The 26974-nt window shown below is 68.8% G+C and carries 24 protein-coding genes and 2 pseudogenes; 8 read left to right on the forward strand and 18 right to left on the reverse strand.

The genetic code is table 11. The features are described from left to right. Nucleotides 1-7: 7 nt before the first annotated feature. The 13 genes from D575_RS0107780 to D575_RS0107840 all read right to left on the reverse strand — a co-directional run bounded on the left by D575_RS0107780 (nt 8) and on the right by D575_RS0107840 (nt 10961). Entirely contained in the window at nt 8-403 is a 396-nt protein-coding gene (locus D575_RS0107780; RefSeq protein ID WP_018145355.1) for a hypothetical protein, read from the reverse strand. A 92-nt stretch (nt 404-495) separates the two neighbouring features. After that, a complete protein-coding gene (locus D575_RS0107785) occupies nt 496-1227 on the reverse strand; it encodes a glycosyltransferase family 2 protein (RefSeq protein ID WP_018145356.1) in 732 nt (243 codons plus the stop codon). Between the two features lie 7 nt (nt 1228-1234). After that, the gene (gene fabG, locus D575_RS0107790) at nt 1235-1957 is read right to left on the reverse strand and encodes a 3-oxoacyl-ACP reductase FabG (protein ID WP_018145357.1); all 723 of its coding nucleotides are present in this window, start codon (nt 1955-1957) and stop codon (nt 1235-1237) included. Beyond that, the gene (locus D575_RS0107795; RefSeq protein WP_018145358.1) at nt 1954-2415 is read right to left on the reverse strand and encodes a hypothetical protein; all 462 of its coding nucleotides are present in this window, start codon (nt 2413-2415) and stop codon (nt 1954-1956) included. The genes fabG and D575_RS0107795 overlap by 4 nt, the downstream gene beginning before the upstream one ends. A gap of 30 nt (nt 2416-2445) precedes the next feature. Next, nucleotides 2446-3225: a beta-ketoacyl synthase chain length factor gene (locus tag D575_RS0107800; protein ID WP_018145359.1), complete on the reverse strand. Its 780-nt coding sequence runs from the start codon at nt 3223-3225 to the stop codon at nt 2446-2448. Then, complete coding sequence (locus D575_RS0107805; RefSeq protein ID WP_018145360.1) at nt 3222-4409, reverse strand: beta-ketoacyl-[acyl-carrier-protein] synthase family protein; 1188 nt, start codon at nt 4407-4409, stop codon at nt 3222-3224. Before D575_RS0107805 ends, D575_RS0107800 begins: the two co-directional genes overlap by 4 nt. A gap of 67 nt (nt 4410-4476) precedes the next feature. Then, nucleotides 4477-6882, reverse strand: a complete 2406-nt coding sequence (locus D575_RS0107810; RefSeq protein WP_018145361.1) for an MMPL family transporter — start codon at nt 6880-6882, stop codon at nt 4477-4479. Between the two features lie 3 nt (nt 6883-6885). Next, nucleotides 6886-7431 (reverse strand): LolA-related protein, encoded by a 546-nt coding sequence (locus D575_RS0107815; RefSeq protein ID WP_018145362.1) that lies wholly within the window; start codon nt 7429-7431, stop codon nt 6886-6888. A 58-nt stretch (nt 7432-7489) separates the two neighbouring features. After that, nucleotides 7490-8389, reverse strand: a complete 900-nt coding sequence (locus D575_RS0107820) for a lipid A biosynthesis acyltransferase (RefSeq protein ID WP_018145363.1) — start codon at nt 8387-8389, stop codon at nt 7490-7492. Beyond that, complete coding sequence (locus D575_RS0107825; RefSeq protein ID WP_018145364.1) at nt 8386-8718, reverse strand: hypothetical protein; 333 nt, start codon at nt 8716-8718, stop codon at nt 8386-8388. Before D575_RS0107825 ends, D575_RS0107820 begins: the two co-directional genes overlap by 4 nt. Nucleotides 8719-8731: 13 nt before the next feature. After that, on the reverse strand, nt 8732-10081 hold the full coding sequence (locus D575_RS0107830; RefSeq protein WP_018145365.1) for an AMP-binding protein: 1350 nt from the start codon (nt 10079-10081) through the stop codon (nt 8732-8734). Next, on the reverse strand, nt 10078-10692 hold the full coding sequence (locus D575_RS0107835; RefSeq protein ID WP_018145366.1) for a hypothetical protein: 615 nt from the start codon (nt 10690-10692) through the stop codon (nt 10078-10080). Before D575_RS0107835 ends, D575_RS0107830 begins: the two co-directional genes overlap by 4 nt. Then, nucleotides 10689-10961 carry a phosphopantetheine-binding protein gene (locus D575_RS0107840; protein WP_026182088.1) on the reverse strand — a complete coding sequence of 91 codons (273 nt, stop codon included), beginning with the start codon at nt 10959-10961 and terminating at the stop codon, nt 10689-10691. Before D575_RS0107840 ends, D575_RS0107835 begins: the two co-directional genes overlap by 4 nt. Before the next feature lie 220 nt (nt 10962-11181). Between D575_RS0107840 and D575_RS0107845 the strand changes: the two genes are divergently transcribed. Continuing rightward, complete coding sequence (locus D575_RS0107845) at nt 11182-12495, forward strand: NAD(P)/FAD-dependent oxidoreductase (RefSeq protein WP_018145368.1); 1314 nt, start codon at nt 11182-11184, stop codon at nt 12493-12495. Between the two features lie 10 nt (nt 12496-12505). After that, nucleotides 12506-13180 (forward strand): YdcF family protein, encoded by a 675-nt coding sequence (locus D575_RS0107850; RefSeq protein ID WP_018145369.1) that lies wholly within the window; start codon nt 12506-12508, stop codon nt 13178-13180. Between the two features lie 143 nt (nt 13181-13323). Here the strand turns inward: D575_RS0107850 and D575_RS0107860 are convergent, their stop codons facing one another. Continuing rightward, the gene (locus D575_RS0107860; protein WP_018145371.1) at nt 13324-16101 is read right to left on the reverse strand and encodes a valine--tRNA ligase; all 2778 of its coding nucleotides are present in this window, start codon (nt 16099-16101) and stop codon (nt 13324-13326) included. A gap of 383 nt (nt 16102-16484) precedes the next feature. Here D575_RS0107860 and D575_RS13630 point away from each other — a divergent pair. Beyond that, nucleotides 16485-17465: pseudogene (locus D575_RS13630) on the forward strand (IS481 family transposase); the annotation flags it as partial. A gap of 222 nt (nt 17466-17687) precedes the next feature. Beyond that, nucleotides 17688-17946, forward strand: a pseudogene (locus tag D575_RS14665) (hypothetical protein). 216 nt (nt 17947-18162) lie between these two features. Here D575_RS14665 and D575_RS0107870 read toward each other — a convergent pair. Beyond that, nucleotides 18163-19008 (reverse strand): SDR family oxidoreductase, encoded by an 846-nt coding sequence (locus D575_RS0107870; RefSeq protein ID WP_018145373.1) that lies wholly within the window; start codon nt 19006-19008, stop codon nt 18163-18165. Between the two features lie 130 nt (nt 19009-19138). Between D575_RS0107870 and D575_RS0107875 the strand changes: the two genes are divergently transcribed. Together D575_RS0107875 and D575_RS0107880 are read left to right on the forward strand one after the other, a co-directional pair. Then, nucleotides 19139-19546, forward strand: a complete 408-nt coding sequence (locus tag D575_RS0107875; protein ID WP_018145374.1) for a YchJ family protein — start codon at nt 19139-19141, stop codon at nt 19544-19546. Continuing rightward, on the forward strand, nt 19543-20145 hold the full coding sequence (locus tag D575_RS0107880; protein WP_018145375.1) for a DNA-J related domain-containing protein: 603 nt from the start codon (nt 19543-19545) through the stop codon (nt 20143-20145). Before D575_RS0107875 ends, D575_RS0107880 begins: the two co-directional genes overlap by 4 nt. Nucleotides 20146-20148: 3 nt before the next feature. Here D575_RS0107880 and D575_RS0107885 read toward each other — a convergent pair whose 3' ends face one another. The 3 genes from D575_RS0107885 to queG all read right to left on the reverse strand — a co-directional run bounded on the left by D575_RS0107885 (nt 20149) and on the right by queG (nt 24807). Then, nucleotides 20149-20940 (reverse strand): ferredoxin--NADP reductase, encoded by a 792-nt coding sequence (locus D575_RS0107885; protein WP_018145376.1) that lies wholly within the window; start codon nt 20938-20940, stop codon nt 20149-20151. A 110-nt stretch (nt 20941-21050) separates the two neighbouring features. Beyond that, on the reverse strand, nt 21051-23495 hold the full coding sequence (locus tag D575_RS0107890) for an EAL domain-containing protein (RefSeq protein ID WP_018145377.1): 2445 nt from the start codon (nt 23493-23495) through the stop codon (nt 21051-21053). Between the two features lie 142 nt (nt 23496-23637). Then, a complete protein-coding gene (gene queG / locus D575_RS0107895; RefSeq protein ID WP_018145378.1) occupies nt 23638-24807 on the reverse strand; it encodes a tRNA epoxyqueuosine(34) reductase QueG in 1170 nt (389 codons plus the stop codon). 18 nt (nt 24808-24825) lie between these two features. Between queG and D575_RS0107900 the strand changes: the two genes are divergently transcribed. Together D575_RS0107900 and tsaE are read left to right on the forward strand one after the other, a co-directional pair. Continuing rightward, entirely contained in the window at nt 24826-26310 is a 1485-nt protein-coding gene (locus D575_RS0107900; RefSeq protein ID WP_018145379.1) for a bifunctional ADP-dependent NAD(P)H-hydrate dehydratase/NAD(P)H-hydrate epimerase, read from the forward strand. Continuing rightward, nucleotides 26307-26792, forward strand: a complete 486-nt coding sequence (tsaE, locus tag D575_RS0107905) for a tRNA (adenosine(37)-N6)-threonylcarbamoyltransferase complex ATPase subunit type 1 TsaE (protein ID WP_018145380.1) — start codon at nt 26307-26309, stop codon at nt 26790-26792. The genes D575_RS0107900 and tsaE overlap by 4 nt, the downstream gene beginning before the upstream one ends. The last annotated feature ends 182 nt before the right edge of the window (nt 26793-26974 follow it).

Here is a 26974-nt window from a genome sequence, read left to right on the forward strand (position 1 = left end):
GGTGGGCTCAGAGGGCGGAGATCTGCGCCCGGATCTGGTTGTCCAGGTTCTGGATCCAGTTGTTGTAGTTCGGGTGGATATTGCCGTCCGCGTAGTTCAGGTTGGTGCTGTCCTTGTAGCGAATGCTGTATTCACCCGCCGCATAGGGGATCTCCACTTCGGCGACGTGGTCGCGCAGCGCAAGTCGCCCTTCGAGCAGCCCCGGTTCCACTTCTTCCATGCGCCAGCCTAGGGCCGTTCCGGCGGTGCGGATGGCGCGTTCCATCTGTTCGGCGCTGGGGCGTTCACCCGCAACATCGGTGACCGTGGTATCGCTGACGTTGTGCACGGGGACCGTGCCGCGGCAGCCGGCCAGCGCGATCAGGCTGGCAAACAGGATGACCAGCAACGTCCTGGTATTCATGGCGTTTTCCTTCTGGGATGGGTGCGTCGAGAGTGTAGACACGCGTGCCGGTGGTTTCCAAGGGCGCGGCCCGGAGCGGCACGCCGGGGCCTTCAGCGCAACAGGCCCCGCGAGCGCAACAGCCCCAGCGGGCGCATCCCGCGGCGCAGCAGGTGGCCGGCGACCATGGCGATGATACGCAGGGTGTCCGCGGTCGCGCGGTAATGGCTGGGGCGGTGGTTCTCCGGGTAGATACAGCGTACCGGGACCACCCGCACCGGGAATCCCAGCCGCTCGGCGACGATCAGGGCCTCGCTTTCGAACACGAAGCCGCGCGCCCGGTGATGACGTAGCTCGAGGCGTCGCAATAGCGCCGCGGGATACAGGCGGAACCCTGACTGCGAATCCTGCAGCGGTTGCCCCGAGGCCCACGCAATCCAGAAGTCCGCCATGCGGTTGCCGAACAGGCGCAGCGGCGGGGTATGTTCGCGGCCCTTGAGTCGGGCCCCCAGGATCAGCCGCTCGGGGGTCTCGCGCCAGGCGGCGATGAGGGCCGGGATCTCCGTGGTGTCGTGCTGGCCGTCGGCGTCCAGGGTCACCACGGCATCGGCCCCGGTGGCCAGGGCATGCTGCATCCCGGCCCACAACGCGGCCGCCTTGCCGCCATTCTCGGGCTGCCGAAGGACCTCCGCCTGGTCCTCGATCAGGCTTGCGGTCGCATCCTCGGAGCCGTCGTCCACCACGATCACCCGGTCCACGTGGGCGCGGGCGCGGGCGCCGGCGACGACGTCTTCGATGGTGGCGGCCTCGTTGTGGGCCGGGATCAGGGCAACGACGTGGCTCATGGCGGGGTCAGGCGAGGGCGCCGTTGACGCCGATCACCTGACCGGACACGTAGCTGGCGCCCTCGCTGGCGAGGAAGCCGACCACACTCGCGACCTCCGCGGGCTGGCCGGCGCGGCGCATGGGTACGACGGTGCGGATACGGTCGGCATCGAAGCTCGAATCGCTCATCGGGCTTTCGATGATGCCGGGGGCGACCGCGTTGGCGGTAATCCCGCGCGAGGCGACCTCCTGGGCCAGCGAGCGAATGGCACCATGGAGCCCGGCCTTGGCCGCTGCATAGTTGGTCTGGCCGCGATTGCCGATCTGCCCGGCGACGGAGGAGATCGCCACGACCCGGCCCCAGCGGGTGGTGATCATCGGCAGCAGCAGTGGCTGGGTGACGTTGTAGAAGCCGTTCAGTCCGACGTCGATCGGTCGGTCCCACTGCTCGCGGCGCATTCCGGCCAGCGGGGCATCGTCGTGGATGCCCGCGTTATGCACCAGGATCTGCACCGGTTGTTCGGCCGCCAGGGGCTCCAGGGCCTCGCGGCAGGCCCCCTCGTCGGTGATGTCGAACACCAGCACGCGGGCCTGGCCGCCGTCGGCGCGGATGGCCGCGGCTGTTGCTTCGGCCGCGTCGGCATTGCGATGGGCGTGCAGGACCACCTCATGGCCAGCTGCGGCCAGGGCTTGTACGATGGCGGCGCCGATGGCTCCGCTGGCTCCGGTAATCAGGGCGCGTGCAGTCACGGGGTCTTTTCCTCGTCGGCGGGTTGCAGGATCACCGTCGCGCGGGCGCTCAGCACCGGCCGGTCACCGGCGGTGACCCGCAGGTCGTAGATCGAGCTGTGGGTATCCGACAGGATGCGTTCGGCGTGGATCTCGAGCGGGTCGTCGAGGCCGTCGAGACGTTGGACCCGTAGTTGCAGGTTGCGCACGGCCGCCAGGTAGCCGGCCCGGGGCGGGCCGCCATCCGCCAGCAGCGCCCCGTGCACGGCCATGCCCTGGGCGCCGTATTCCAGTGCCCCCAGGGCATGCAGGCCGCCTTCCCCGCGCAGCGGGTTGGCCGTATCCCGGTGGCTGTCGGCACGACAGTGGATGGCGTCGTCGGACCAGGCCTCTACCGAATCCAGCAGGCACATCGCCCCGGCGTGCGGCAGCAGCCGGCAGATGGCGTCATGATCCAGGGTTTCGGGTCGCGATGGCATGCGCGGGATCTTCCTGATCCGGGCGATTGTTCAGGGCTCGATGCGGATGCTCAGCGACCGGCCCAACGGGGCGGCAAGCGTAACATGGCCGGCCGTGCCCCGGGCCAGTTGCTCCAGCAGCGGCAGGGCACGTGCAGCCGGGTTGCTCTCGCGCAGGGCCTCCAGCTCGTCAGCCACGCAGCGATCTGCGGTGGCGGGTCCCTTGAGGTCCATCTGCAGCCGCCAGGTGGCGCCCTCCACCGGCCCCAGGCGCAGGGCGACCGCGAACGCATGGTGGATTGGGCGCACGCGGATGAATGTCTCCATCGACGGTACGTCGTAGCAGGTGAGCAGCACCTCGCCACCCTCGCACTGTTGCAGCGTCGCGGCCTCCAGCAAGCCGGCGGCCACCGTGGCGTTGTAGCCGGATACGGCGGTCGCCGGGGCGGGGTTGCGGGTGGCGATCGACCAGTTACCGGCCGGGGCGTTGTGCACCGAATTGTGGAACTGGACCGGCGAGACCACCGGCTCCGGCTGGGTGAGCGCGTCGCAGATGCGATCGATGATGTCCATGTCGCCGGAGGACGAGGCGAACACGCTGCGCAGTTGGCTGCGATCGCTGTCGGTCGTGGCCTCTTCCGCCACCTTCAGGGCCAGGCGAATCGTGGTCGTGGTGCGTCGACGCTCGTTGGCGGGGAGCAGCCGCACGGGTGGGATATTGATCGCATCACCCGTCAGAGGCGCCGTGCCGGCGAGGATGGCGCGGGCGGTCTCGAAGTCGTCCAGTCCCGGGCCCAGCAGTCCGACCGCATGCAGACCGATGGTGTTCATTGCGGTGCCTCCAGCAGCAGGCTGCAGTTGTTTCCGCCGAACCCGAAGGCGTTGACCAGGACCCGCCGAACCGGGCGTTCCTCGGTCTCTGCCCGTGCATCCAGGCCCAGTTCCGGGTCCGGGTGTCGCAGCCCGGCGGTGGCCGGTACGAAGCCGCCGGCCAGGCTGGCCAGCGCCTGCGCGACCCCCACCGCGCCCGCGGCCCCGAGGGTGTGCCCGGTCAGGCCCTTGCTGCCCACCGCGCGCGGGGTCGGGCCCAGGCGGTGGATCAGGGCGCGGGCCTCGGAACGGTCGTTGGCCGGGGTCGCGGTGGCATGCATCAGCACATAGTCGATCTCGTCGCCTTGCCGCCCGGCACGGTCCAGGGCTTGCTGTAGTGCCGTCGCGGCCCCCAGGCCTTCCGGGTGCGGGGCGGACATGTGGTGGGCATCGCTGGATTCGCCGTAACCGGTCAGCCGCGCGCCGTGGGCATTCGCGGAGGGGCGCTCCAGCAGGAAGAAGCCGGCGGCCTCGCCGATGGAGATCCCGGTCCGGTCGCGATCCAGTGGGGTGCAGGGCTGCGCGGCGACCAGCTGCAGGGCGTTGAAGCCGTACAGCGTCATGCCGCACAGGCTGTCGACGCCGCCGACCACGGCGGCGTCGCACAGTCCCGCCGTGATGTAGCGCCGGGCATCGGCAAAGACCTTGGCGCTGGACGAGCAGGCAGTGGAGACCACCATGGCGGGGCCGGACAGGCCGAGGCGGGTGGCAACAAAGTCGGCCAGCGAGAACATGTTCTGGGTGTGCTGGTAATCGTAGTCCGGTGGCAGGGCCCCGGTCTGCGGGTCACGCCGGTGGTACGCGGCCTCGGTGGCGGCGATCCCGGAGGTGCTGGTGCCCAGCAAAACGGCTACCCGATCGGCCCCGTGGCGCTCCACTGCAGCCGCCACCGCAGCGATGAAGCCGTCCTGGCGCAGCCCCAGTTCGGCCAGCTGGTTGTTGCGACACTGGAACGGGGCCAGGGCACCCTCGAGGGCGATGGCTTCCACACCCGGCACGCGGCCGACGTAGGTGTCCAGGTTGACGCGCTCCAGGTCGCAGGCACGCAGTCCGCTGGTGCCGCTGCGCAGGGCCTCGGCGTTGGCGGCGATCCCGGTGCCGGCGGCACTCGTCAGGGTGTGGGCAGTGATGACCAGGGGGTCCATGGACGGGCGTATCTGCGGGTTGTGGCCGGAGGGGTTTCCGGGTGGATTGGGCCAGTTCGGCGTTGCTTCAGGCAGTTTGCCGGCGGCTGGCCTCGGGGGCCAGCAGGGCCGCTGCGAGGAAGGAAAATACCACGCCCAGCACCACCGTGAGGCCCATGGCCTGCAAGACCGGAAGACTGGACAGGGCCAACAGACCGAACACCACCAGCGTGGACAGTGCGCACACGCTGACCGAGCGCAGGTTGCGCAGGCGCGCCGCGGCATCCCGCAGCGGGCGGCTGAAGAACACGGCGTAATCCAGGCACAGCCCAGTGATCAGCAGCATCGCGATCAGGTGGAACAGCGACAGCTGGATGCCTAGCAGGATCAGCGTGGCCAGGGTCAGCAGCAACCCGGTGCCGACCGCGGTCAGGATACGCAGGCTGCGTCCCGGCGCCCGGGTGACGACCAGCAGCAGGAGGGCCACCGCGACCATTCCCAGCGCGAGCCGTTGCAGGGCCTCGACGCGAAAGCCGATCACCAGTTCTTCGGAGGCGCGGAAGAAGTCGATGTGGCGGATACCCACCCCGTCCAGTTCCGGCACGCTGGCCAGAGGTGCGTCTTCGGCCCAGCGGGTCAGGGCATCGGGGTCATGGACGCCCTGCAAGCGCACCCAGGCGATCCAGCCAGTGCCGTCATCGCGGGGCTGGAGCAGGGGTTCCAGGGCATTGCGCAGCGGCCCGTCGGGAAGGCCCTCGGGTTCCAGCAGGTCTTGCTGACGGGCCGTCTGGATGTCGTTCACGAAGGGCTCGAAGGCCCCGTCGCGGAACCCCAACCCTGCGCCCGCCACCTCCAGGCGTTCGCGCAGGGTATCGGGTTCCGGCAACGCGGCTTGACGCTCGCGCTGCAGTGCCCGGCTGGGCAGGACGTTCGCGGCATGGCCGAAGCCGTCCAGGGCCCCGGTCTCGCGCAGGGCCTCCAGGCCCGGTGTCAGCGCCTCGCTGGCGCGCAGGGCCTGTTCCGGCGTGTCGGCGCTGACCAGCAGGGCATGGCGGACGTCCGGCAGCCCCAGGGCGCTGCGCAGGTCCTGGTCGAGCGCAACCTGGTCCTCCGGTACCGGGTGCAGGGCGGACAGACGATCCTCCCACGGGAAGGGGTCGGCACTCGCGACCACGGCGATCGCGGCCAGGGCCAGCAGGGCGAGGCCCCAGCGCGCGATGGCAGGGGGCTGGGCGAGACCCGTGGGCAGGGGCAGGCGCAGCGGCGGCAGGCCCTCGCGCTGCAATCGGGCGGGGACCAGCGTGGGCAGGATCCAGCGGGTGACCACGGCGGCCACGGCCACGCCAGTCAATACGAACAGCCCGAGCTGGGCCATGCCGGAGAACCCGGTCATTGCCATCAGGGCATACACCAGTACCGTGCTGCCGGCTCCCAGGGCAATGGCGGGCCACAGCTCGCGCGCGACCTGCGGGAGGCGCCCGCCGTCGGCCCGTTCGCCGCCGGACGGTTCACCATCGCCTCGTTGCGCATGGGCGAACAGGTGCAGCGGGTAGTCGAGGGCAATGCCCAGCACGGTGATGCCGAAGGCCAGCGCGATCCCGTGCAGGTGTCCGAAGACCAGCGTAACCACGGCCGCGGCGATCAGGATGCCGCTGGCCAGTGGCACGGCCGCCAGCCAGACCGGGTGCGGATGGCGGAACACCGCCAGCAGCAGGAGGGCCAGCGCGACGCTGGCGCCCGCGGTGATCCAGGTCACCTCGCCGCGGATGGTGGCGCGGGAGTCCACCGCGATCACCGCCGGGCCGGCAATCTGCAGCTGCAGATTCGGTTCGTCGAGGGCGCTGAAGGCCGCGTGCGTGCGTTCGATCAGGGCGGCCTGGGCATCCAGGTCCATGCCGTCGGCCGCGCTGCGCAGCACCAGCAGGGCCCGTCCCCGGTCGGGGGTGACCCAGACGCCTTCGCGGCCGGTCGTCGCCCGGCCACCGCTGGCGGCGAGCTGCTCCAGGACGACCCGGGCCTCCGCGGTGGGGTCACGCGGGATCAGTTCCCGCGGCAGTTCCGGGACGGCGCTGGCGAGGTCGTCGCGGCGGGCCTCCAGGTGTTCACGCAGGCGGTCCTGGCTGAAGTGTTCGGCATCGACCCGGGGGCTTAGCAGGTAGCGATGCTCGATCAGGAAATCCAGCGCTGGGTCGTCGGGGTCGAGGCGGCCGTTGTGGATGCCGGCAACATCGGGGGCACCCTCCAGGGCCGCGACCAGTGCATCGCTGGCTGCCGCCCGCTCGCGGGCCTCGCCACCGGCGATGGCCAGCAGCAGCATGCGTCCGGCGGGGCCGGCCCCGGGGTCCAGGGCGATCCCGTCCGCGCTGACCGGGTCCGGGGCAAAGCCCTGCAGGTCGGTGACCAGTTCGCCGCGCAGGGTCAGCGTCAGCGTGGCGAGCAGCAGGGCGGCCAGCCAGAGCGTCAGGGCAACGCGGGAGGGGTGGCGGCGCAGCAAGGACTAGTCCGCGTACTGTGGCGGTTCGAAACGCATGCGGCTGTGGTGGCCGCCAGCCTCGATGGTGACCAGTTCGTGCAGTTCGCCGTCGGCGCCTTTCAGGGTCAGTTCGGGGACCATGCGGCGCAGGGCGCGATCCTGCGGGACGAGCTCGAGGGTCCAGGCGTCGATGTCCCCCGTGACGTCGATCTCGAAGTCGCTCTCCAGGGTCTCGCGGTCGCCGGTCAGCAGGGCGCGGAACAGTCCGGCCAGGGTGGCCAGGGCAGGCTGTTCGTTCAGGTCGATCTCGCGGCTGGTGCCGCGGCGTTCCAGGGTTAGGGTGTCGCCCTCGATGTGCACGGTCTCGCCACGCGGGCCGTCGACCTGCCGGACGAGGGTGTCGGGGGGATCGAAGGCCAGGGAGCCCGAGCGGGTCTCCGGGAATTCCAGCATCGGGTCGTCGCGGCGCTCCTCGAACGCGAGGGTCGCCGCGCGCTCGGTGGTCAGGGCTTCGAGCAAGGCGCCGAGGGTGTCGTTGGCCAGGGCCGAAACAGGGACGAGCAGGCCCAAGGCCAGGATCAGCGTAATGCCGGACTGGCGGATACGCGGGCCAAAGCCATGGGCTCGCCTATTTGGATGCATCGTCCCAGAAATCATAGAAGTTGAACCAGTTGTAGGGGGCCTCGCGCACCCGCGCCTCGAGGCGGTCGGCGTAGCGCTGTACCCAGTGTGCCAGGGCTGCATCGCGCTGCCCGCGCGGGGCCTCGATGGTCTCGGCGAAGGGTTCAAAGAAGATATCGTAGCGGTTGCCCCCGCGATAGAGCCCGAAGCACAGGATCACCGGGACCTTGAGCACCGCGGCCAGCAGCAGCGGGCCTTGCGGGAACAGCGCAGTGTCGCCGAGGAAGTTGCAGGCGACCATCTTGTCGCTCTCGGCGACGCGGTCGCCCAGCGTCGCGATCAGCTCGCCGCGATCCAGGCACTCGCGGGCCTGGATCAGGGTCTCGGTGCGCCCCAGCGGGATCACCGACGCGGCGACCTCGGGATTCAGCGCCTCCAGGACCTGGGTGATGCTCTGGTTGTGGTCGTTGTACATCAGGACCTTGACCGGGAAATCGTACTTGCCCACCGCCAGTGCGCGCAGGGCCTCGAAGCTGCCCAGGTGCGCGCCCAGCAGGATCGCGCCTTGGCCGCTGTCCACGTGTTCCAGGAAGGTCTCGCGGTTGTGTACGTGGATGTCCAGGCAGGCGTCCTTGCCGGCGAGCAGGAAGACGCGGTCCAGGATCACTGCGGCAAAGCTGTGCAGGTGTCGTGCCAAATCGCCCAGGCGCGGTTCGCGCCCCAGGACGCGGCGCAGGTAGTTGCGACTGTGGCGGCGCGACTGCGGTGCGAACAGCAGGAAGTAGGCCGTGATCGGGTAGAGCAGGGTGCGGCTGGCGCGGCGCCCGAGATTCAGGGCCACCCAGAGGATGATGCGCAGGGCCAGGGGCGAGCCCCGTTCCGCCTGCTGAAACCAGCCGCGGCTCATGCGTCCGCGGTGTCGTGAGTCGTGATCAGTTGGCCGGCACAGAAGGTGACGGGGGCCTCGCCATCCGCCGCGAGTACGCGGAAGGCCTGACGGCCGCCGTGTCCGGGCGGATCGATCTCGACCCGGAATGCCGTCTCGGGTCCCAGGGGTGCAAGGAACTTGACCTGGGGGAGGGCCTCTACCGGCCCGAGACCGTGGGCGTGGGCCACCGCCGCGACCTGGTCGAGGATGACCACGCCGGGCACCACCGGGTGACCGGGGAAGTGCCCGGGAAGGGATGGGTGACCGGCCCCGATGCGGCGAATGGTGGACTGGATGAGGGTCTGCATCAGGGCGGGCGGCTCAGGCGCACTGGCCGTGGTGGGCGAGCAGGTCCAGCAGGATCTGGCGCGGCAGCTTGCCGGTGGCCGAACGCGGCAGGTGCTCCACGCGGACCAGCGGGCGCGGCAGGAACAGCGGGTCCATGCACTCGGCCAGTGCGGCCTGGATTTCGGCCGCGCTACGATCCGGTGCCACCACCAGGGCGGCCAGCCGGGTCACGCCGTGCGCTTCCTGATCGGTGCCCGGCGGAATGAACACCCCGTCGAGCACCCCGGGGATTGCGTTGAGTCGGCGGTTGAGATCGGCCAGGGAGGCGCGTTTGCCGGCGATGTTCAGTTGATCGGCCAGGCGCCCCTCCATGCGGAAGTGGCTGACGTCCCGGACCTCGATGTGGTCCGGAAGCGGGACCGCTTCGGGGTGCTGGGGTCCCTGGACGCGCGCGAGGCCGTGGTCATTGCGGTGCAGTTGCACCCCGGGGTAGGCCGTCCAGTCGGATTCACGGGTGGTGCGGCGGGTCGCAATGGCGCCGGCCTCGGTGCAACCGTAGATCTCGTCCAGGCGGCAGCCGAACACCCGTTCGGCCTGGCCGGCCGTTTCCGGGTCCAGGGGCGCGGTCGCGCAGAGGATGCGTTCCGGGGTCGGCCACTCCAGCCCCGCACGCAGGCAGGCGCTCAGATGAAAAGGTGTGGTGACCAGAACGGCCGGGGTGCAGTCCGCCAGTGCGGCACGGATGTCCTCGGGGTAGAACGGGCGTCCGGCGAGCAGGGTGGCGTGCCCCAGCAGGGCGTACAGGAGCGTGGACTCCAGGCCGTACATGTGCTGCGGTGGGACCGTGCCGATCAGGGTCGGTCCGGAGCCATCCACCAGATCGAAGCATTCCAGCGCCTGCCAGGTGACAGCATGCAGGGCCTCCCAGCTCCGCGCATGGGCCGTGGGGGTGCCGGTGCTGCCGGAGGAGAAGGCCAGAACGGCGGTCTGGTCGGCGGGGATCTCGGGGATCGCCCCGGTGGCCTCGCCTGCTTCGCCGCGGGCGGACACCCGCAGGATCGGGATTGCGATCTCGGCATCCGGGCCGTCGACCAGGGCAGGCGCGTCCGGGTATTGGCTGGCGATCTCGGCCAGGGTGGTGCTCCCGCGGTTCGGGGGCAGCAGATTGACCTGGCCGCGCAGCAGAATGGCGGCAAAGGCGACCGCGAAGTGGTAGCGGTCCTGGCACAGGTTGAAGGCCGCCTGCGCCTGCGGCAGGCGTGCGGCCAGCGCCTGCGCGTCGGCGAGGAAGGCGGCGCGCGAGATCGCCCGATCGCCGATGCGCGCCAGCGGGGCGGGCGTGTCGGCGATCAGTGGTCGAGTGACCTGCGGGGTATCTGTCACGGGTGCCTCAGCATCCGGTGGTGATCGACCCGCGCCAGCTCCATCAGATAGGCCAGGAAGCCGTTGTGCGGCTCGTCGCGCAGGAGCCAGCGGCGCAGCGGATACTCCAGCAGGAACAGGCCGGCCAGCAAAAGGTAGTTGATCCCGTTGGCAAACAGGGCCCAGGTGGTGGCGGTGGCGAACAGCGCCAGCCAGGCGGACACGATTGCCAGTCCGGCACACAGCAGGGCCCAGGTAATGGTGAGGTTGCGCGTGTAGCGGTGCACCGCGGGGGTGTCGGAGGCCCCCATGGCCAGGGCATAGCGCGTGATCAGCGGGGTGGAGTCGCTGCGTAGCGAACGCGCGAACAGAAGCGACAAGAGCCCCATGATTAGCACCGGCAAAGCATACAGCAGCCAGGTGGCCATCCCGCCGAGGAGCAACAGGCTTATGCCCACGGCCAGGCTCGCGGCCAGCACGCCACGTCCGGTGGTGGCCAGCGAGGCCCATGCAGCCACCAGGATCAGGGTGGCCAGGATCGCCAGCGGCACTAGCGGGATCTCGAGGGTCACGCCGAGGACGACCGCGACCGGATAACTCAGGGCCACGCAGGCGGCGAGTGGGGTGTTCACGACGTGGCTCGGTTGGCCTCGATATGGGCGCTCAGCGCCCGCAAGGACGCGAAGATCTCGCGGTTGTTTTCGTCGTCCGAGCGGATCTGGACGCCGTAGGCGCGGGAGATGGCCAGGGCCAGCTCCAGGGCATCGATGGAATCCAGCCCCAGTCCTTCACGGAACAGCGCATCTTCCGGCTCGATTTCCTCCGGCGCGACCTCCTCCAGATTAAGGCTGTCCACGATCAGTTGGGCGACTTCCTGTTCGAACGCTGTTTGTGATGGCACGTGTTCCCCCGGTGCAGTGTTATGCGCATTTTGTGATCGCCTCCGAACTTGCCGTTCGCGCGAGGGTCACCCTGCTGTGGGCGCCGATGATACCCACACCCGAGGGGCCGTGGTACCCTCGCGACCAGACCGGGTCGCCTTTCTGGGGTTGCGGGCGGGCAAGCGGAGACGTGATTTGAGACAACCGGGACAGGAAGCCGTAACCGACGGGCGCTGCCAGGTGGTGGTGATCGGAGGAGGCCCCGCCGGCTCCACGGTGGCCTCCCGACTGGCGCAGAAGGGGCGCGACGTGGTGCTGCTGGAAAAGGCCCGGCATCCACGCTTCCACATCGGCGAATCCCTGCTGCCGATGAATATGCCGTTGTTCGAGGAACTGGGCGTGGCCGAGGCCATCGCGGCAATCGGCATCCCCAAGCACGGGGCCGAGTTCACCATCCCCGAGGCGCCCGACGCGCCGCGAACCTATTACTTCGAGCGTGCCCTGAATGACGACACACCCGCGTCGGCATGCGAGGTGCGGCGTTCGGAGTTCGACCACCTGCTGCTGGAAAACAGCGCCCGCCTGGGTGTGCGGGTGCTGGAAGAGGTCACCGTCTTCGATGTCGCCCTGGCCGATCCCGCCAAGGGCGGGACCCAGCAGGTCACCGCGCGCGATGCATCCGGCAACACGCTGGAGTTCGAGGCCGATTTCGTGGTCGACGCCTCCGGTCGCGATACCTTCCTGGCGCGCCGTCTGGACCTGAAGGCGCGCAACCCGGAACACAACAGCGCCGCGATCTTCGGGCACTTCAACAACGTGCCGCGGCGTGCCGGGCGCGATGCCGGCAACATCAGTATCTACTGGTTCCAGCACGGCTGGATCTGGATGATCCCGTTGCGCGACGGGGCGATGAGCGTGGGCGCGGTTTGTTTTCCCGAATACCTGAAGACGCGCAAGACCAAGCCCGAGACGTTCCTGTGGGACACGCTGAAGCTCTGCCCGCCGGCCTTCGAACGCATGCAGGGCGCGGAGCTGGCCGGCCCGGTCAACGCCACCGGCAATTTCTCCTACCGCTCCAGTCAGGCCCACGGCCCGGGTTATCTGCTGGTCGGCGATGCGTTCACCTTTGTCGACCCGGTGTTCTCCAGCGGGGTCTATATCGCGATGTCGGGGGGCTTCCGCGCCGCCGATGCGGTGGATCGCTGCCTGGAGCATCCGGCGCGCTCCGCACGCTATCTGCGTGCCTTTGAGCGCGACGTGCGCCGTGGCGTCCGCCGTTTCTCCTGGTTGATCTATCGTTTCAACAGCCCGGTGATGCGCAAGCTGTTCATGGGGCCGCGCAATACCTTCGGCATGGAGCAGGCGGTGATCTCGCTGCTGGCCGGCGATGTCTACCGCAACACCCGTGTGCAGTGGTCCCTGCGTGCCTTCAAGACGGTGTACTACGTGCAGATGGCGCTGAACCTGCCGCGGGCGCTGGCCTTCTGGGCGCGGCGCCGGCGCAACGCGCGGCTGCACTTCACCGGCGGCACCACGCCCGAAGACGAGGCCTGAGAAGGCTCCCGTGGGCGAGGTGCGCGTCGGACTGGGTCGCATCGGGCCGGACGGCCTGGCGACCTTTGCGCTGTCGAATCTGATCATCCTGGCCACCGGCGGCTTGTCCTGGCTGGCGCTGTGGCTCTACACCGTGCATTGGTCGCGGCGGCGGCGCTGCCCCGGGCGCGGGGACTGCATCCTGGTGCTGGGGCAGCAGCTGGAGTCGGGGGCGCCCGGTCCGGGCTACCGCCTGCGCCTGCTGCGCGCCGTGCGTCTGGCGCGCCGGAACCCCGATGCCCGGATCCTGGTGCTGGGCGGGCAGACCTCCGTCGGGGCTCCCAGCGAGGCCGCCGCGGGCGCGGCCTTTCTGCAACACCACGGGATTGCGGCGACGCGCATCCGTACCGAAGACGCCTCGCGGCATACGCTGGAGAATCTGCGCAATGCGCGCGATCTGCTGACGGCGACGCCGGCGGCCGGTGATGCGCCCCTGGTGCTGGTGACCAGTCGCTTTCATCTCGCCCGGGCGGTTGCCATCGCGCGCGGCATGGGATTGCGCGTCTGCCCCTGTCCGGCGGAGCCGGGCTCCACCGTATCGGCGGCGCGACTGGCGCGCGAATGCTGGATGCTGCACTGGTACCACACCGGCCGCACCCTGGCGCGCCTGATCCGCCACCGGGGCATGCTCGAACGGATCAGCTGATGTTCTTCAAGCGCGAAGCGCACGAAGACACGAAGGCGGGCAAGAGCGATCAGCGTCTTGTTAGACCCGCGAGCCAAGACCCTTCCCGTCTCCCGTAAATGCTTTTCCGGTCTTCTGCGTGTGCTTTGTGGTGAACAGCGCCCTCACATCGTGCGGATCCGTTCGCGCTGGGCGGCCAGCTGGTCGCGGGTGGCGTGCATCTCGGCGACGCGGTCGCGCTCCTTCTGCACCACGTCGGCTGGGGCGCGGTCGACGAAGCTCGCGTTGGAAAGCCGCTGCTCGCTCTGTTCGAGGTTCTTGTCGAGCTTGCCGATCTCCTTGTCCAGGCGCGCGAGCTCGGCGTCCTTGTCGATCAGCCCGGCCAGCGGAATCAGCAGCTGCATGTCGTCGACCAGGGCCATCGCCGATTCCGGGGCCTCGTCGGCCGTGTCCAGCCAGGTGACGCTCTCGGGCTTGGCGAGGAACTCCAGCAGGCCGCGGTGGCGGGTGTAGCGCTCTTGGTCGGCGTTGGTCCAGTTCTTTACCAGCACCGGCAGCGGCTTGGCGGGGGCGATGTCCATCTCCGCGCGGATGCGGCGCAGCCCGGTGATGAAGTCCTTCACCCAGTCGAGCTCGGCCGTGGCGGTCGCGTCACGCGGGAAGCCGTCGCGGCCGGGCCAGGGGCGCTGCACCAGGAATTCGATGTCATCCGTGATGCCGGCATGCGGTTTCACGTTGGTCCAGATGGCCTCGGTGATGAACGGGGTCACCGGGTGCAGCAGGCGCAGCAGGGCCTCCAGCACGGTGACCAGGGTATTGCGCGTGGCGCGCTTGACCGCCTCCGGCGTGGCGTCGTCGTTCAGCACCGGCTTGGTCAGCTCCAGGTACCAGTCGCAGTAGTCGTGCCAGGTGAACTCGTAGAGCGTCTGCGCGGCGAGGTCGAAGCGGTAGGCATCGAGCTGCTGCGTGGCGGTCGCGGCGGTGGCGGCCAGGCGGTCGAGGATCCAGCGATCTGCCAGCGTGCGGTGCTCCGCGGTATCGGCCGCGGCCGAGCAGTCGTGGCCCTCGACGTTCATCAGCACGAAGCGCGAGGCGTTCCACAGCTTGTTGCAGAAGTTGCGGTAGCCCTCGATGCGGCCGAGGTCGAACTTGATGTCGCGCCCGGTGGTGGCGAGTGCCGCCAGGGTAAAGCGCAGGGCATCGGTGCCGAAGGCGGGGAAGCCGTCGGGGAAGGCCTTGCGCGTGGCCTTCTCGATCTTCTTCGCCATCTGCGGCTGCATCAGGCCGCGCGTGCGCTTGGCCACCAGGTCGTCGGCGCTGATGCCGTCAATGAGATCGATCGGGTCGATCACGTTGCCCTTGGACTTGGACATCTTCTGGCCTTCCGAGTCGCGGATCAGGCCGGTGACGTAGACCTCGCGGAAGGGCACATCCCCCATGAAGTGCTCGCCCATCATGATCATGCGGGCGACCCAGAAAAAGATGATGTCGAAGCCGGTGACCAGCACGCTGGTCGGGTAGAAATCCTTCAGTTCCTGCGTCTGCTCCGGCCAGCCGAGCGTGGAGAACGGCCATAGCGCGGAGCTGAACCAGGTGTCGAGCACGTCCTCGTCCTGTTTCAGGGTCACGTCCGTGCCCAGGCCGTGCTTCTCGCGCACTTCGGCCTCGTCGCGGCCCACATACACGTTGCCATCCGCGTCGTACCAGGCCGGGATGCGGTGACCCCACCAGATCTGGCGTGAGATGCACCAGTCCTCGATGTTGCGCATCCATTCGAAGTAGGTCTTCGACCAGTTTTCCGGCACGAAGCGGATGCGGCCGTCTTCCACCGCCTTGATCGCCGGTTCGGCCAGCGGGCCGGCCTTCACGTACCACTGGTCGGTCAGATAAGGCTCGACCACGGTGCCGGAGCGGTCGCCGCGCGGGACCATCAGCTTGTGGTCGTCGATCTTTTCGAGCAGTCCTTCTGTATCCAGGTCGTCGACAACCTTCTGCCGGGCCTGGTAGCGGTCCAGCCCGCGATAGGCGGCCGGCACATTGTCGTTCATGCAGGCGTCGATGGTCAGGATGTTGATCACCGGCAGGTCGTGGCGCTGCCCCATCGCGTAGTCGTTGAAGTCGTGCGCCGGGGTGATCTTCACGCAGCCGGAGCCGAACTCGGCCTCGACGTAGTCGTCGGCGATGATCGGGATCTCGCGCCCGACCAGCGGCAGCCGGATGGTCTTGCCGATCAGGTGCTGGTAGCGCTCGTCCTCCGGATGCACTGCGACGGCGGTGTCGCCCAGCATGGTCTCCGGGCGGGTGGTCGCGACGGTCAGATGGCCAGAGCCGTCGGCCAGCGGATAGCGGAAGTGCCACAGGTGGCCGACCTCTTCCTCGGACAGGACCTCGAGATCGGAGAGCGCGGTGTGCAGCACCGGGTCCCAGTTGACCAGGCGCTTGCCGCGATAGATCAGGCCCTCCTCGTGCAGGCGCACGAAGACCTCGCGCACCGCGTCGGACAGCCCGTCGTCCATGGTGAAGCGCTCGCGCGACCAGTCCATGGAGTCGCCCAGGCGGCGCATCTGGCGGGTGATGGTGCCGCCGGATTCGGCCTTCCAGTCCCAGACTGCCTCGAGGAATTTCTCGCGCCCGAGGTCGTGGCGGCCCTTGCCGTCGGCGGCCAGCTGGCGTTCGACGACCATCTGGGTGGCGATCCCGGCGTGGTCGGTGCCGCCCTGCCACAGGGTGCGGTCGCCGTGCATCCGCCGATAGCGGATGAGGGTGTCCATCAGGGTGTGCTGGAAGGCATGCCCCATGTGCAGGGTGCCGGTCACGTTCGGTGGCGGCAGCAGGATGCAGTAGTTTGCCTCGCCCGTCGCCGGCGGCGCGAAGACGTTCGCGCCCTCCCAGCGGTCGTACTGGGTCTGTTCGATGCTTTTCGGGTCGAAGCTCTTGTCCATGATCGCGCGCGCGCTCGGGTCGGAATGTGGGGAAAGCCGCGCATTATAACGGCGCGGCGCGCTGGCCGCCCGGGGGATATGCCGTTGGCCGGCTGTCTGCCGTGCAGGCTGGCCCTGGTTCGTCATCCGGTGTTTACGGTGGCTCCGGGCTGCCGCCTGCCTTGTTGTGGCTGGTCCCGGTTCGTCGTTGGGTGTTTACAGTGGCTTCGGTCCGCATACTGCCAGGCGCTCTCTCGCGAGCGCACCGCGAGGTACTTCTTTGCTCGTGCAAAGAAGTACCTGTCAGGTCTCAGGTGATTACCTACCGTCGGAGAAGGAGCCGCTGTTTCGAGCTCGGGAGTGGCTGACTACCCTGTTAGCAGAGCCCCACCGGAGGTGATTCGATGTCCAGTGCGATTCACGTGAACGCCCGTACCACCCCGCGGACCCGGCGCGAGATCCAGCAAGCACCGCCGTCGGTCCGTCACCGGGACCTGGCACGCCGCCTGGGCATCAGTCGCCATACGGTGATGAAGTGGCGCCACCGGGAAGACACCGAGGACCGTTCTCACCGCCCGCACCGGATGAAGACGGCCCTGACGCCCGGAGAGGAAGCCATCCTCATCGCGGTACGCGAGTGGCTGTGGCTGTCGCTGGATGATCTGCTGGTCGTGGCCCGCGAGTTCGTGCAGCCGGACCTGAGCCGCGCCGCCCTGGACCGCTGCCTGCGCCGCCACGGCGTAGCCAGCCTGAAGGCGCTGCGGCAGCAGGCCGAGGGGGAGCCGGCGCCACCCCGCAAGTCCTTCAAGGCGTATGTCCCGGGCTTTGTGCATGTGGACGTGAAGTACCTGCCGAAGCTGTCTGAAGAGTCCTCGCGTCGCTATCTGTTCGTGGCCATCGATCGGGCGACCCGCTGGGTCTATCTCGAGGTTCGTTCATCCAAGTCCGGGGCGGCCGCGCGAGACTTTCTGAAACGGCTGCTCGAACGGGCACCGTTCTACGTCACGCATGTACTGACCGACAACGGCAAGGAGTTTACCGACCGTTTTGTGGTCACCGGAGAGCGCCAACCGACCGGCCGTCACCCATTCGACCGGCTGTGCGCCGAACACGGCATCCAGCACCGCCTGACCCAGCCCAGAAAGCCCCAGACGAACGGGATGGTCGAGCGCTTCAACGGGCGCATTGCCGATCTCCTGCGCACGTACCACATCGACTCCAGCGAGCAGATGCAGGACGCCCTGTACCATTACCTGTACTTGTACAACCACGCCATCCAGCAAAAGGCCCTGGGTCACCGAACGCCCGTAGCGGCCCTCAAGGCGTGGCAGCAAACCCACCCCGACTGCTTTCGAAAACGCGTTTATAACCAGCCGAGACCTGACAAGTACCCAAGAAACACGCCCGACTGCCGCGACCCCGGCCCGCTGTGCGGGCCGGGGTTTCCCTCGCTCCGAGGCTTTTCGCGGGCGGCGCTGAACTCGCTGCGCCTTCGGCTCCGCTCAGACATCCAGCGCCTCTTGTCCCGCGAAAAGCCTCTCCACTCGGCGCGACGACAACGGGGAGGCAGGTCCAAACAACGGCTATCCCCGCGTTCTTGCCAGTGGATGATGGCTAGGTCTTCGGATATCTTCGGCACGCTCGGCCTGTGGCCGTTGCGTGCCGCGCCCGCGGAGCGGGCGCCGGGGGGGCGTAGGATGTGATGAGCGCAGCGAATCGCATCAGGGTTTCGCGCGGCGCGGGGAACGGTGCGTTTCGCTGCGCTCAACCGCACCCAACGGGATACCGTTTGTTTTGACCTTCTCCTCCCGTATGGAGCCCCTTGCGGAAGGGTGCTCGGGCCGGGAGAAGGCGCTGGATGTCTGAGCGGAGCCGAAGGCGCAGCGAGTTCAGCGCCGCCGGCCCGAGGGCCCTGGAGCAAGGTTCCCGGGCGGAATCCGGGTGCCCTTCTTTGGGTACTTTCTTGGGCAAGCAAGAAAGTACCTCGCGGTGCGCTCGCGAGAGAGCGCCTGGCAGGCGGCCGGACGAAGGCACCGTAAACACTGAACGATGAACCCGGGCCCGACGCTGCGAGAACCCTGGTCAGGTGGTGGCGATGTGGTCGAGCAGGGCGCGGTAGCCGGTGCGGTAGTCGGGATACTGGAGGCGATAGCCACTGGCGTGCAGGCGCCCGTTGCGGCAGCGCTTGCCGGAGACCACGCCCTCGGGCATCGGCGGTGTGCCGGGCGGGTCAATCTCCATCGCCTGCGCCAGCCAGGCCAGCAGCTCGTGACGCAGGGTGGGCTCGTCATCGACGCCGAGATAAAGCGGCTCGGCGTCGCGCAGGTGGAACAGATGGGTCAGCAGGCCCACGCAGTCATCGCGGTGGATGCGGTTGGTCCAGACCGGCGCTTCGTGCTGACCACGCACGCCCTCGCGCACCTTGCGCAGGTGGTACTCGCGCCCCGGGCCATAGATGCCGCCCAAGCGCACGACCACGCCGGAAAAGGGACTGTCGGCCAGCAACTGCTCGGCTTCCCGCAGGGCGCGCCCGGAGAACCGGGTGGGTTCGGTGGGGCTGGTCTCGTCCACCCAGCGCCCATCGTCGGCGCCGTACACCGAGGTGCTGGAGACGAATACAACGCGGCGCGGCTGCTGGCTGGCCCGTTCCAGGGCGGTCAGGGTGTTGCGCAGGCCGTCGACATAGGCGCGACGATAGGCGGGCTCGGTGAACTCGCCCGGGGTGGCGATGAAATAAACGGTGTCGAGCGCCGGTGGCAGCTCCGGCAGGCCGTCCGCGACGCCGAAGTCGCCGGCCAGGGGCTGGATCGGCTTGGGGATGTGCTCCGGCCGGCGGCGCAGGCCCCAGACGGAGTGTCCGCCGTGGGCAAGTTGCTGGCCAACGGCACCGCCGAGATCGCCGCAGCCCATGATCAGGATGTTGGCCATTGTTCCCTCCGGGATCGTGATTCGCACGCTACCGATTTCGCTGGCGAAAGACCAGTGCCAAAGTGAGGGTTCGACCGTGGGCGATAGCTCGGGCATGCTGGCTGGAACGCAGATGAACGGGAGATGGGGCTTGGGCAAGGCGAGCCGAAAGAAGGTCGATACGTGTGCCTGCGGGTCCGGGCAGGACCGTGCCGCCTGCTGTGGGCCGTATCTGGATGGTACGGCCTCGGCCCCCACGGCGGAGGCGCTGATGCGCTCGCGTTATGCCGCGTTTGTGGAAGGGCGTGAGGGCTATCTGCTGGCGACCTGGGCGGCCGCGACACGCCCGGCATCCATGGAGCTGGCCCCGGAACAGCGCTGGCTGGGGCTCGCGATACGTGCGACCGAGGCGGGTGGGCCGGACGACGAGGCAGGCTGGGTCGAGTTCATTGCCCGGTCACGGGTGCGCGGTCAGGGCGTACGCCTGCACGAGCGCAGTCGTTTTCGCCGCGAAGACGGGCGCTGGGTGTATGTCGACGGGGAGTTTCCGGGCGCATGACAGCCGCTTCGGATGCGGTCGCCTCGCCGGTCCATCCGGCATTGCTGGAACGGGTGCTGGAGTGCCTGCGCATGCAGTCGGACGGGCTGACCGAGCACGCCCTGATCACGCAGTTGCGCGACGCGGGCGTGGAGCCGTTTGCGGGTGCGCGGCTGCAGGAGTCGCTGAGCCTGTTCCAGACGCACTTTGTGCTGTTCCACTGCCTGTACCGGCTGCGCGACACGCTGGCGGGGCAGGGCGAATGGTTGCGCATCCACTGCCTGGATATCGGCATCGAGCCTGGGCGGGGCGGCGCGGTCGGCGGGTTGCCGGCGACGCATGATCCACTGCGGGCCTATTACCTTGACCTGGCGCAGCTGGAAACCATGGATGCGGCGGCGGTGGAGGCGCTTCTGGGTGAGTTCTGGTCGCAGCTGGGGCGTGACCAGCAACGCGAGCAGGCGCTGGAGGTGCTGGAGCTTGCGGATCCGGTGGATGCCGACACGATCCGCCGACAGTACCGCCGGATGGCGCAGCGCCACCACCCGGACCGGGGTGGCGACACGGCCAAACTGCAGCGGATCAACGCGGCCCGCTGGGTCCTGCTGGGCCGGGGCTGAGGTTCAGTCGTCCGAGTCCGACATGGTGGTGACGAACGCCTGTTCCACGGTGAAGGTACCCACGCCCTTGTAGTTGGTCTGGGTCCAGCCGTGTTCGGTGAGCCACTCGCTCATTTCGCGGTTCATCGCCGGGTTGCCGCACAGCATTACGCGGTCGTGTTCCGGATCCGCGGGCGGCAGATCGAGGATCTGGCTCAGCTCGCCGGAGCGGAACATGTCGGCGCCACGCTGGTTGTTGTCGTAGGGCTGCTGCGCGATCGGGCAGGCGAAGTCGTGGTTCTCGCGGGTCACGGTCGGCACGTAGCGCAGGCGGTCGCTGATGCGCGACTCGATCTCCTGGCGGTAGGCCAGTTCCTCGACGGTACGCACGCTGTGCACCAGCACTGCATTGTCGAAGTGCTCGAACAGCTCCGGGCTGCGGATCAGCGAGATGAACGGGGCGAGCCCCGTGCCGGTGGCCAGCATGTACAGGGTGCGACCCGGCTGCACGTAGTCGAAGGTGAGCGAGCCGGTGACCTTGGTGTTGATCCAGATCGAATCACCCGGTCCAGCCTCGGCCAGGCGGCTGGTCAGGGCGCCATCCGGCACGTGGATGCTCAGGAACTCCAGTTCCTCGGCCTCGGGTTCGGAGACGATCGAATACGCACGCGGGATCAGCTTGCCCTCGGGGCGCAGCCCCAGGGTCACGAACTGTCCGTTCTTGAATTCCAGACCCTCCGGGCGCGTGGTGGTGAAGCTGAAGGTCTTGTCCGACCAGCGGCGCGTGGAGGTGATGCGTTGTTCCGAATACGGCATAAGTGCGTGGTTTTCCGATTATTGTTCGGTTCTACGCTAGCAAGTCCTGGTGCCGGGTGCGAAAGCGCCGGCAAAAACCAAGGAAAACACTCGGAAATGGGTACCGCTCGTCAGTGGACGTTGCTGTCGATGGGCGTGAGGTGTTGCTCCAGCGGTGCCGGTTCCGACAGGTAGAAGCCCTGCACGAAGTCCAGGCCGATCTCGCGCAGGCGGTCCATGGTCGCGGCTGATTCGACACACTCGGCGATGGTGCGCAGGCCGAGGACATGACCCACGCGATGAATGGCCGTGACCATGGCCGAGTCCACCGCGTTGTGGGCAATATCGCGCACGAAGCTACCGTCGACCTTGATGAAGTCCACCGGCAGGTTCTTCAAGTACCCGAATGACGACAGACCGCTGCCAAAGTCGTCCAGGGAGAAACGACAGCCCATGTAGCGCAGGGTGCGGATCAGGCTCTGGGCACGTTCGTGGTGGCTGATGGCTGCGGTCTCGGTGATCTCGAAGATGATGCAGCGCGGCGGGATCGCGTAGTGCTGCAGGCGCTCGGTGACGAACTCCAGCATGCTCTCCTGCGCCAGCGACTGGCCCGAGAGGTTGATCGCCAGGGTGGGGTCGCAGTGGGAGGGGTTCTCGCGCGGCGCACGATGCCGGGCGAGCATGGCGAAGGCGTTGTCGATGATGTGGCGGTCGATATCCGGCATCAGGTGGTAGCGCTCCGCGGCCGGGATGAAGCTGCCCGGCGGGATCAGCCGGCCATCCTCGTCGCGCAGGCGCATCAGCACCTCGACATGGGCAAGGTCCGGGTCGACCGGGCCCAGCGGGTGGACGGCCTGGCCGAACAGCGCGAAGCGCCCTTCCTCCAGCGCCGAGCGGATGCGGCCGACCCATTCCATCTCCCCGCGTCGGCGGCGCAGGGCCTGGTCGCTGGGCTGCCAGACGTAGACCTGGTTGCGGCCGTTTTCCTTGGCGGCGTAGCAGGCGGAGTCCGCCTGGCTGAGGATCTCGGGCAGGGTCTGTTCCGGACCGCTGACCGGCACCAGACCGATGCTGACGCCGACATCGAATCGCCGGCCCTCCCATGCGAAGCGCAGGGACTGCACGGTCTCCAGCATCTTCCGGGCAATCGCCTCGGCGCGTTCGGGCGGGCAGTGGCACAGCAGCACGCCGAATTCGTCGCCACCCAGCCGGGCCAGAGTGTCGTTCTCGCGGATCAGGTGCCGCAGGCGCTCGGAGAGTTCCCGCAGGAGCTCGTCGCCGGCCTGGTGACCGCAGGTGTCGTTGATGATCTTGAACTGGTCGAGGTCCATGTAGAACACCGCATGCGGCGTCTCGCCCTCCTCCTGGGTATGCAGGGCCTGGTCCAGCCGCCGCTCGAATTCGCGGCGGTTGCACAGGCCGGTGAGGTCGTCATGGGTCGCCTGATGGTTAAGCTGCTGGGCCATCTGCCACAGCTCGGTGTGGTCGTGCAGCACGACCACCACACCCTGGGCCTCGCGGTTCGGGCGTTGCAGGGGCGAGGCCAGCATGCGCACCACGCGGGTTTCGCCGTCGGCGCGATGCAGTATGCGTTCGGGCGATTCCACGGTACCGCCCAGGTTCAGGCAGTGTTCCACCGGGCGGAGCACGCTGGTCCCCGTCCGGGTGTCTTCCAGGTCCAGCAGTTCGTCCACCAGGCGGCCCTGGGCGCTGGTGGCATCCAGCCCCAGCAGTACCTGGGCGGCGGGGTTCAGGTAGGTCAGGCGCCCGTGGGTGTCTGCGGTGATGACCCCGTCGCTGATTGATTGCAGCGTGGTTAGCAGGCGGTCCCGTTCGGCACCCGTGGCGGCCTCCGCGGCCCGCAGTGAGGTGACGTCCCAGGCCACGCCGAGCACGCCTGGGCGGCTGGATTCCCCATCGGTCAGCGGCATCCATGAGACGCGTAGATAGGTGTCGCCAATACGGACCTCGTCGTCGAAGCTATCACCCCTCAGAGCGCGTTCCACGGCATCGATCACGTTGGGCTGGTCGGCGTAGACTTCCCGGGCGTCGCGGCCCAGGACATCGCCTGGCTTTACTCCCAGGGTCCGGAGGCCGGCTCCCTCCGATAGCGTGAAGCAGCCTTCAGCATCTAGCGCGAACAGGATCAGCGGGGCATGGCGAATGGTCGCGCCCAGCTGGGTCTCCAGGCTCTTCAGCGCCTGCTCCGACTGACGCTCTCGGGTGATGTCGCGCACGGTCGCGAAGACCTCGAGCTCGCCGTCCGTGCGAATCGCGTTGATGTGCACCTCGGCCGGAAATTCGCCACCGTCACGATGCCGGTAGCGGCTCTCGAAGTGCGCGGGGAGGCGCTGTTCGGGGTTGGAGTGGGCCTGGTCCACGTCGTCCTGAGTGGCCTGCAGGTCCAGCTCGGTGATGTGCACGCCGCCGGTCAGTTCGGCGCTGGTATAGCCCAGCAGTTCGCAGGCAGCGTAGTTGGCCGCGACGATCCCGCCCTTGCGGTCGAGGACCAGATGAGCCTCGGGCGCCTGTTCGAAGATCCGCTGATAGCGCGTGGTGTCCGGGTGATCGGGCATGGCGGCGGGCTGAACCTTTGGTGGCGGGCCGGGCCCCGCGTCGGGGCGTGATTCGGCACCGGAGTGTCGCCGGTTGCGCCGGCACTGGCAACCTTGGGAGGTGCGGATTTGCCTCTTCCGGGGCGGTTTCTGCTTGCCCGGCTTACCCGGGCGCTTGGGTGAGCCGGGACAGGTTTTCCGTGGACAGGGGCGCGCTGTGCGGGGGGTTGCGCAGTTGTTCGCGCGCCCAGGCGGCGTGTTCGCGCACCAGCTCGGAAGGGTGCTCGGCGCGGGCGGCCAGGGCTGCGTCCGCCTCGGGTGTGGCCGGACCGTTGCCGAGGGCCACAGCGAGGTTGCGTAGCCACTGGGCATGGCCGATTCGGCGAATGGCCATGCCCTCGGTGCGGGCGAGGAAGGTTGCCTCGTCCCAGGCGAACAGCTCGACCAGGCTGGCGCTATCCAGACCGTGGCGGGCGATGAAGTCGGGTTCCGCCGTGACCTCGGCAAAGCGGTTCCAGGGGCAGACCAGCTGGCAGTCGTCGCAGCCGTAGATGCGGTTGCCGATCAGCGGGCGCAGGTCCTCGGGGATCGCACCCTTCAGTTCGATGGTCAGGTAGGAGATGCAGCGGCGGGCGTCCAGGTCGTATGGCCCGCGGAACGCCCGGGTCGGGCAGACATCGAGACAGGCGGTGCACTGGCCGCAGTGCTCGTCCACGGGTTCATCCAGTGGCAGTGGCAGGTCGGTAAACAGCTCCCCGAGGAAGAACCAGGAGCCGCTCTCGCGCGCCAGCAGATTGGTGTTCTTGCCAATCCAGCCCAGCCCGGCGCGGGCGGCCAGGGCCTTTTCCAGGATCGGGGCGCTGTCGGTGAAGGCGCGATAGCCGAACGGCCCGACCTCCGCCTCGATCCGGCGCGCGAGGGTGGTCAGGCGCTTGCGCAGCAGCTTGTGGTAGTCGCGGCCCAGGGCATAGCGCGAGACATAGGCGTGATCGCGTTCGGCCAGCTGGATCGCCGGGCGTCGGGTGGCCGGCGGGAAGTAGTCCATGCGCACGCTGATGATGCGCTGCACGCCGGGCACCAGGGCATCCGGGGCGTGGCGCAGGGGGGCGCGGACGGCCATCCAGTCCATGTCGCCGTGCGAGCCCTGGGCCAGCCAGTCGTCCAGATGCTGGCGATCCGCCTCGGGCACCTCGGCGGGGGCGATGCGCACGGCCTGGAAGCCGAGCTCGCGACCCCAGTCGCGGATGCGTTCGGCGAGTTCGGCAGATTGGCGTGGATCGAGGCGCTGAGGCACGATTTCGGCTTCCGCGACGGAGGTGATGGCGTGAATCATGAACCCGACCCACAAGCATTGACCAGCGCACTGTTCGATAACGTGGGCATGCGCGCCCTGGATGCCGCCGGTCTGGCCCTGCCTGGGATGGCGCCGGGCGAGCTGATGGAGCGTGCCGGGCAGGCCCTGCTGGCGGTGGTGCGCCGCGACTGGCCGCAGGCCCGTCGCATCGGGATCCTGTGCGGGCCCGGCAACAACGGCGGAGACGGCTACGTGCTCGCGCGGCGGGCCGCCGAGGCCGGGCTGGAGGTCCGGGTTCATGGCGGCCCTTCGCGGGCGTGCCCCGAGTCCGATGGTCGTCAGGCCCACCGGCGCTGGCAGGCGGGCGGCGGCGAGGTCCATGCCCTGGAAAGTTTCGACCCGGCGGCCGCGGACCTGTGGGTGGATTGCCTGTTCGGGATCGGCCTGGAGCGGCCGCTGACCGATGCCTACGGCGCGGTGATCGAGTCGCTGAACGCGAGTGGGCGGCAGGTGCTGGCGGCCGATGTGCCCTCGGGCGTGGATATCGATCGCGGCCGGGTCCTGGGGGAGGCGGTCCGGGCCAATCACACCCTGACCATGATCGCCGACAAGCTGGGCCTGCATACCGGGGCCGCGGTCGACCGGGTCGGCCAGGTGGAGGTGGCCCCGCTCGATCTCCCTGCCTCGGTGGCCCATGGCATCGCGCCGGTTGCGCGTCGGGTCGGGCCAGAGGACTGGCGGCAGCGTCTGCCGGTACGCCGCCCGGGGGCGCACAAGGGCGACTGTGGGCATGTGCTGATCGTGGGCGGCGCGCCCGGCTACTCGGGGGCCGCGCGGCTGGCGGCGACGGCCGCCCTGCGCGCCGGGGCCGGCCGTGTGACCCTGGCCACGCACCCCGAGCATGCGGCCTGGGCGAACCTGGAGCGACCCGAGTTGATGGTGCGTGGCGTGGCGGACGCCAGCGAGTTGCAGGCCCTGATGCGTCGCGTCGATGTCGTCGCGGTGGGACCGGGATTGGGACAGGACGCCTGGGGTCGTGGCCTGTGGCTGGCGGTGGCGGATGCCGACCTGCCCCGGGTGGTGGATGCCGATGCCCTGAACCTGCTGGCCGAGGCCCCGCGCCGGGGCGAGGACTGGGTGCTGACCCCGCACCCAGGCGAGGCCGCCCGTCTGCAGGGGCAGGACGTGGCCACTATCGAGGCCGATCGCCCCGGGCAGGTGCGGGCGCTGGCCGCGCGCCTGGGTGGAGTGGTGTTGCTGAAGGGGGCGGGCACGCTGGTCGCCAGTTCGGGTGCGGAGCCGCTGGCCTGTGTCACCGGCGGCCACCCCGGTATGGCCACCGCCGGCAGCGGCGATGTGCTGACCGGCATCATCGCGGCGCTGCGCGGGCAGGGCGCGGATGCGCGCAGCGCCGCGGAGATCGGGGCCGCCTGGCACTGCGCCGCAGCCTGCATCGCGCGTGATCGCCTGGGCGGGGCGCGCGGGATGCTGGCCGGGGATCTGGCCGAAGCCCTGCCGGCCGCGGCTGGGGGTGGGGCATGATGGAGGCAGCCGCCCCTCTGATTCTCCCGCACCTGGAGGCGACCGAGGCGGCCGGGGCCGCGCTGGCGGCGCTCGACGCCCCGCATATCGTGTTCCTGGAGGGTGATTTGGGTGTCGGCAAGACCACCTGGGTTCGGGGTCTGCTACGCCGGCTCGGGCATGAAGGCGCGGTCCGCAGTCCGACCTACACCCTGGTGGAGCCGTATGCGCTGGCGGGGCGCGAGGTCCTGCACTTCGACCTTTACCGCCTGGGTGATCCCGAAGAACTCGAGTACCTGGGGGTGCGCGAGGCCTTCGGGGGCGATGTCCTGTGGCTGGTGGAGTGGCCGGAGCGCGGTGCGGGCTGGCTGCCGGCGCCGGATCTGGTGGTGCGCCTGGCGCATCGCGAGGGCACAGCCGAAGGCCGGGAGCTGTGGCTGGAGGGGCCGCTGGCGGCGGCCTACCACCGGGTGCTTCGGGATCAGGAGATCGTGACAGGGTGACACGCCGGGGCCGCCCCGCAGTTGGCCCGCCACGCGCACAATGCGCGATATCTCGCTCATAAAGAAAGAAAATCGCTATTGCTTTTCCAGAAAAAGCGTCCACAATGTAGTCAGAACCCCTGATTACAAAGGGAAACGCCGTGGGCCAATCAACATCGCCGGATCTGCGCCGCCGCCAGCTG

The sequence above is a fragment of the Thioalkalivibrio sp. AKL6 genome (assembly GCF_000376905.1).
Classification (GTDB): domain Bacteria; phylum Pseudomonadota; class Gammaproteobacteria; order Ectothiorhodospirales; family Ectothiorhodospiraceae; genus Thioalkalivibrio; species Thioalkalivibrio versutus.

Excerpts from the sequence above, each read along its gene's own strand:
- D575_RS0107780 (WP_018145355.1), bottom strand. The coding sequence starts at position 403 with ATGAATACCAGGACGTTGCTGGTCATCCTGTTTGCCAGCCTGATCGCG.
- D575_RS0107785 (WP_018145356.1), bottom strand. The coding sequence starts at position 1,227 with ATGAGCCACGTCGTTGCCCTGATCCCGGCCCACAACGAGGCCGCCACC.
- D575_RS0107795 (WP_018145358.1), bottom strand. The coding sequence starts at position 2,415 with ATGCCATCGCGACCCGAAACCCTGGATCATGACGCCATCTGCCGGCTG.
- D575_RS0107800 (WP_018145359.1), bottom strand. The coding sequence starts at position 3,225 with ATGAACACCATCGGTCTGCATGCGGTCGGACTGCTGGGCCCGGGACTG.
- D575_RS0107805 (WP_018145360.1), bottom strand. The coding sequence starts at position 4,409 with ATGGACCCCCTGGTCATCACTGCCCACACCCTGACGAGTGCCGCCGGC.
- D575_RS0107820 (WP_018145363.1), bottom strand. The coding sequence starts at position 8,389 with ATGAGCCGCGGCTGGTTTCAGCAGGCGGAACGGGGCTCGCCCCTGGCC.
- D575_RS0107825 (WP_018145364.1), bottom strand. The coding sequence starts at position 8,718 with ATGCAGACCCTCATCCAGTCCACCATTCGCCGCATCGGGGCCGGTCAC.
- D575_RS0107860 (WP_018145371.1), bottom strand. The coding sequence starts at position 16,101 with ATGGACAAGAGCTTCGACCCGAAAAGCATCGAACAGACCCAGTACGAC.
- D575_RS0107870 (WP_018145373.1), bottom strand. The coding sequence starts at position 19,008 with ATGGCCAACATCCTGATCATGGGCTGCGGCGATCTCGGCGGTGCCGTT.
- D575_RS0107880 (WP_018145375.1), top strand. The coding sequence starts at position 19,543 with ATGACAGCCGCTTCGGATGCGGTCGCCTCGCCGGTCCATCCGGCATTG.
- D575_RS0107885 (WP_018145376.1), bottom strand. The coding sequence starts at position 20,940 with ATGCCGTATTCGGAACAACGCATCACCTCCACGCGCCGCTGGTCGGAC.
- D575_RS0107890 (WP_018145377.1), bottom strand. The coding sequence starts at position 23,495 with ATGCCCGATCACCCGGACACCACGCGCTATCAGCGGATCTTCGAACAG.
- queG (WP_018145378.1), bottom strand. The coding sequence starts at position 24,807 with ATGATTCACGCCATCACCTCCGTCGCGGAAGCCGAAATCGTGCCTCAG.
- tsaE (WP_018145380.1), top strand. The coding sequence starts at position 26,307 with ATGATGGAGGCAGCCGCCCCTCTGATTCTCCCGCACCTGGAGGCGACC.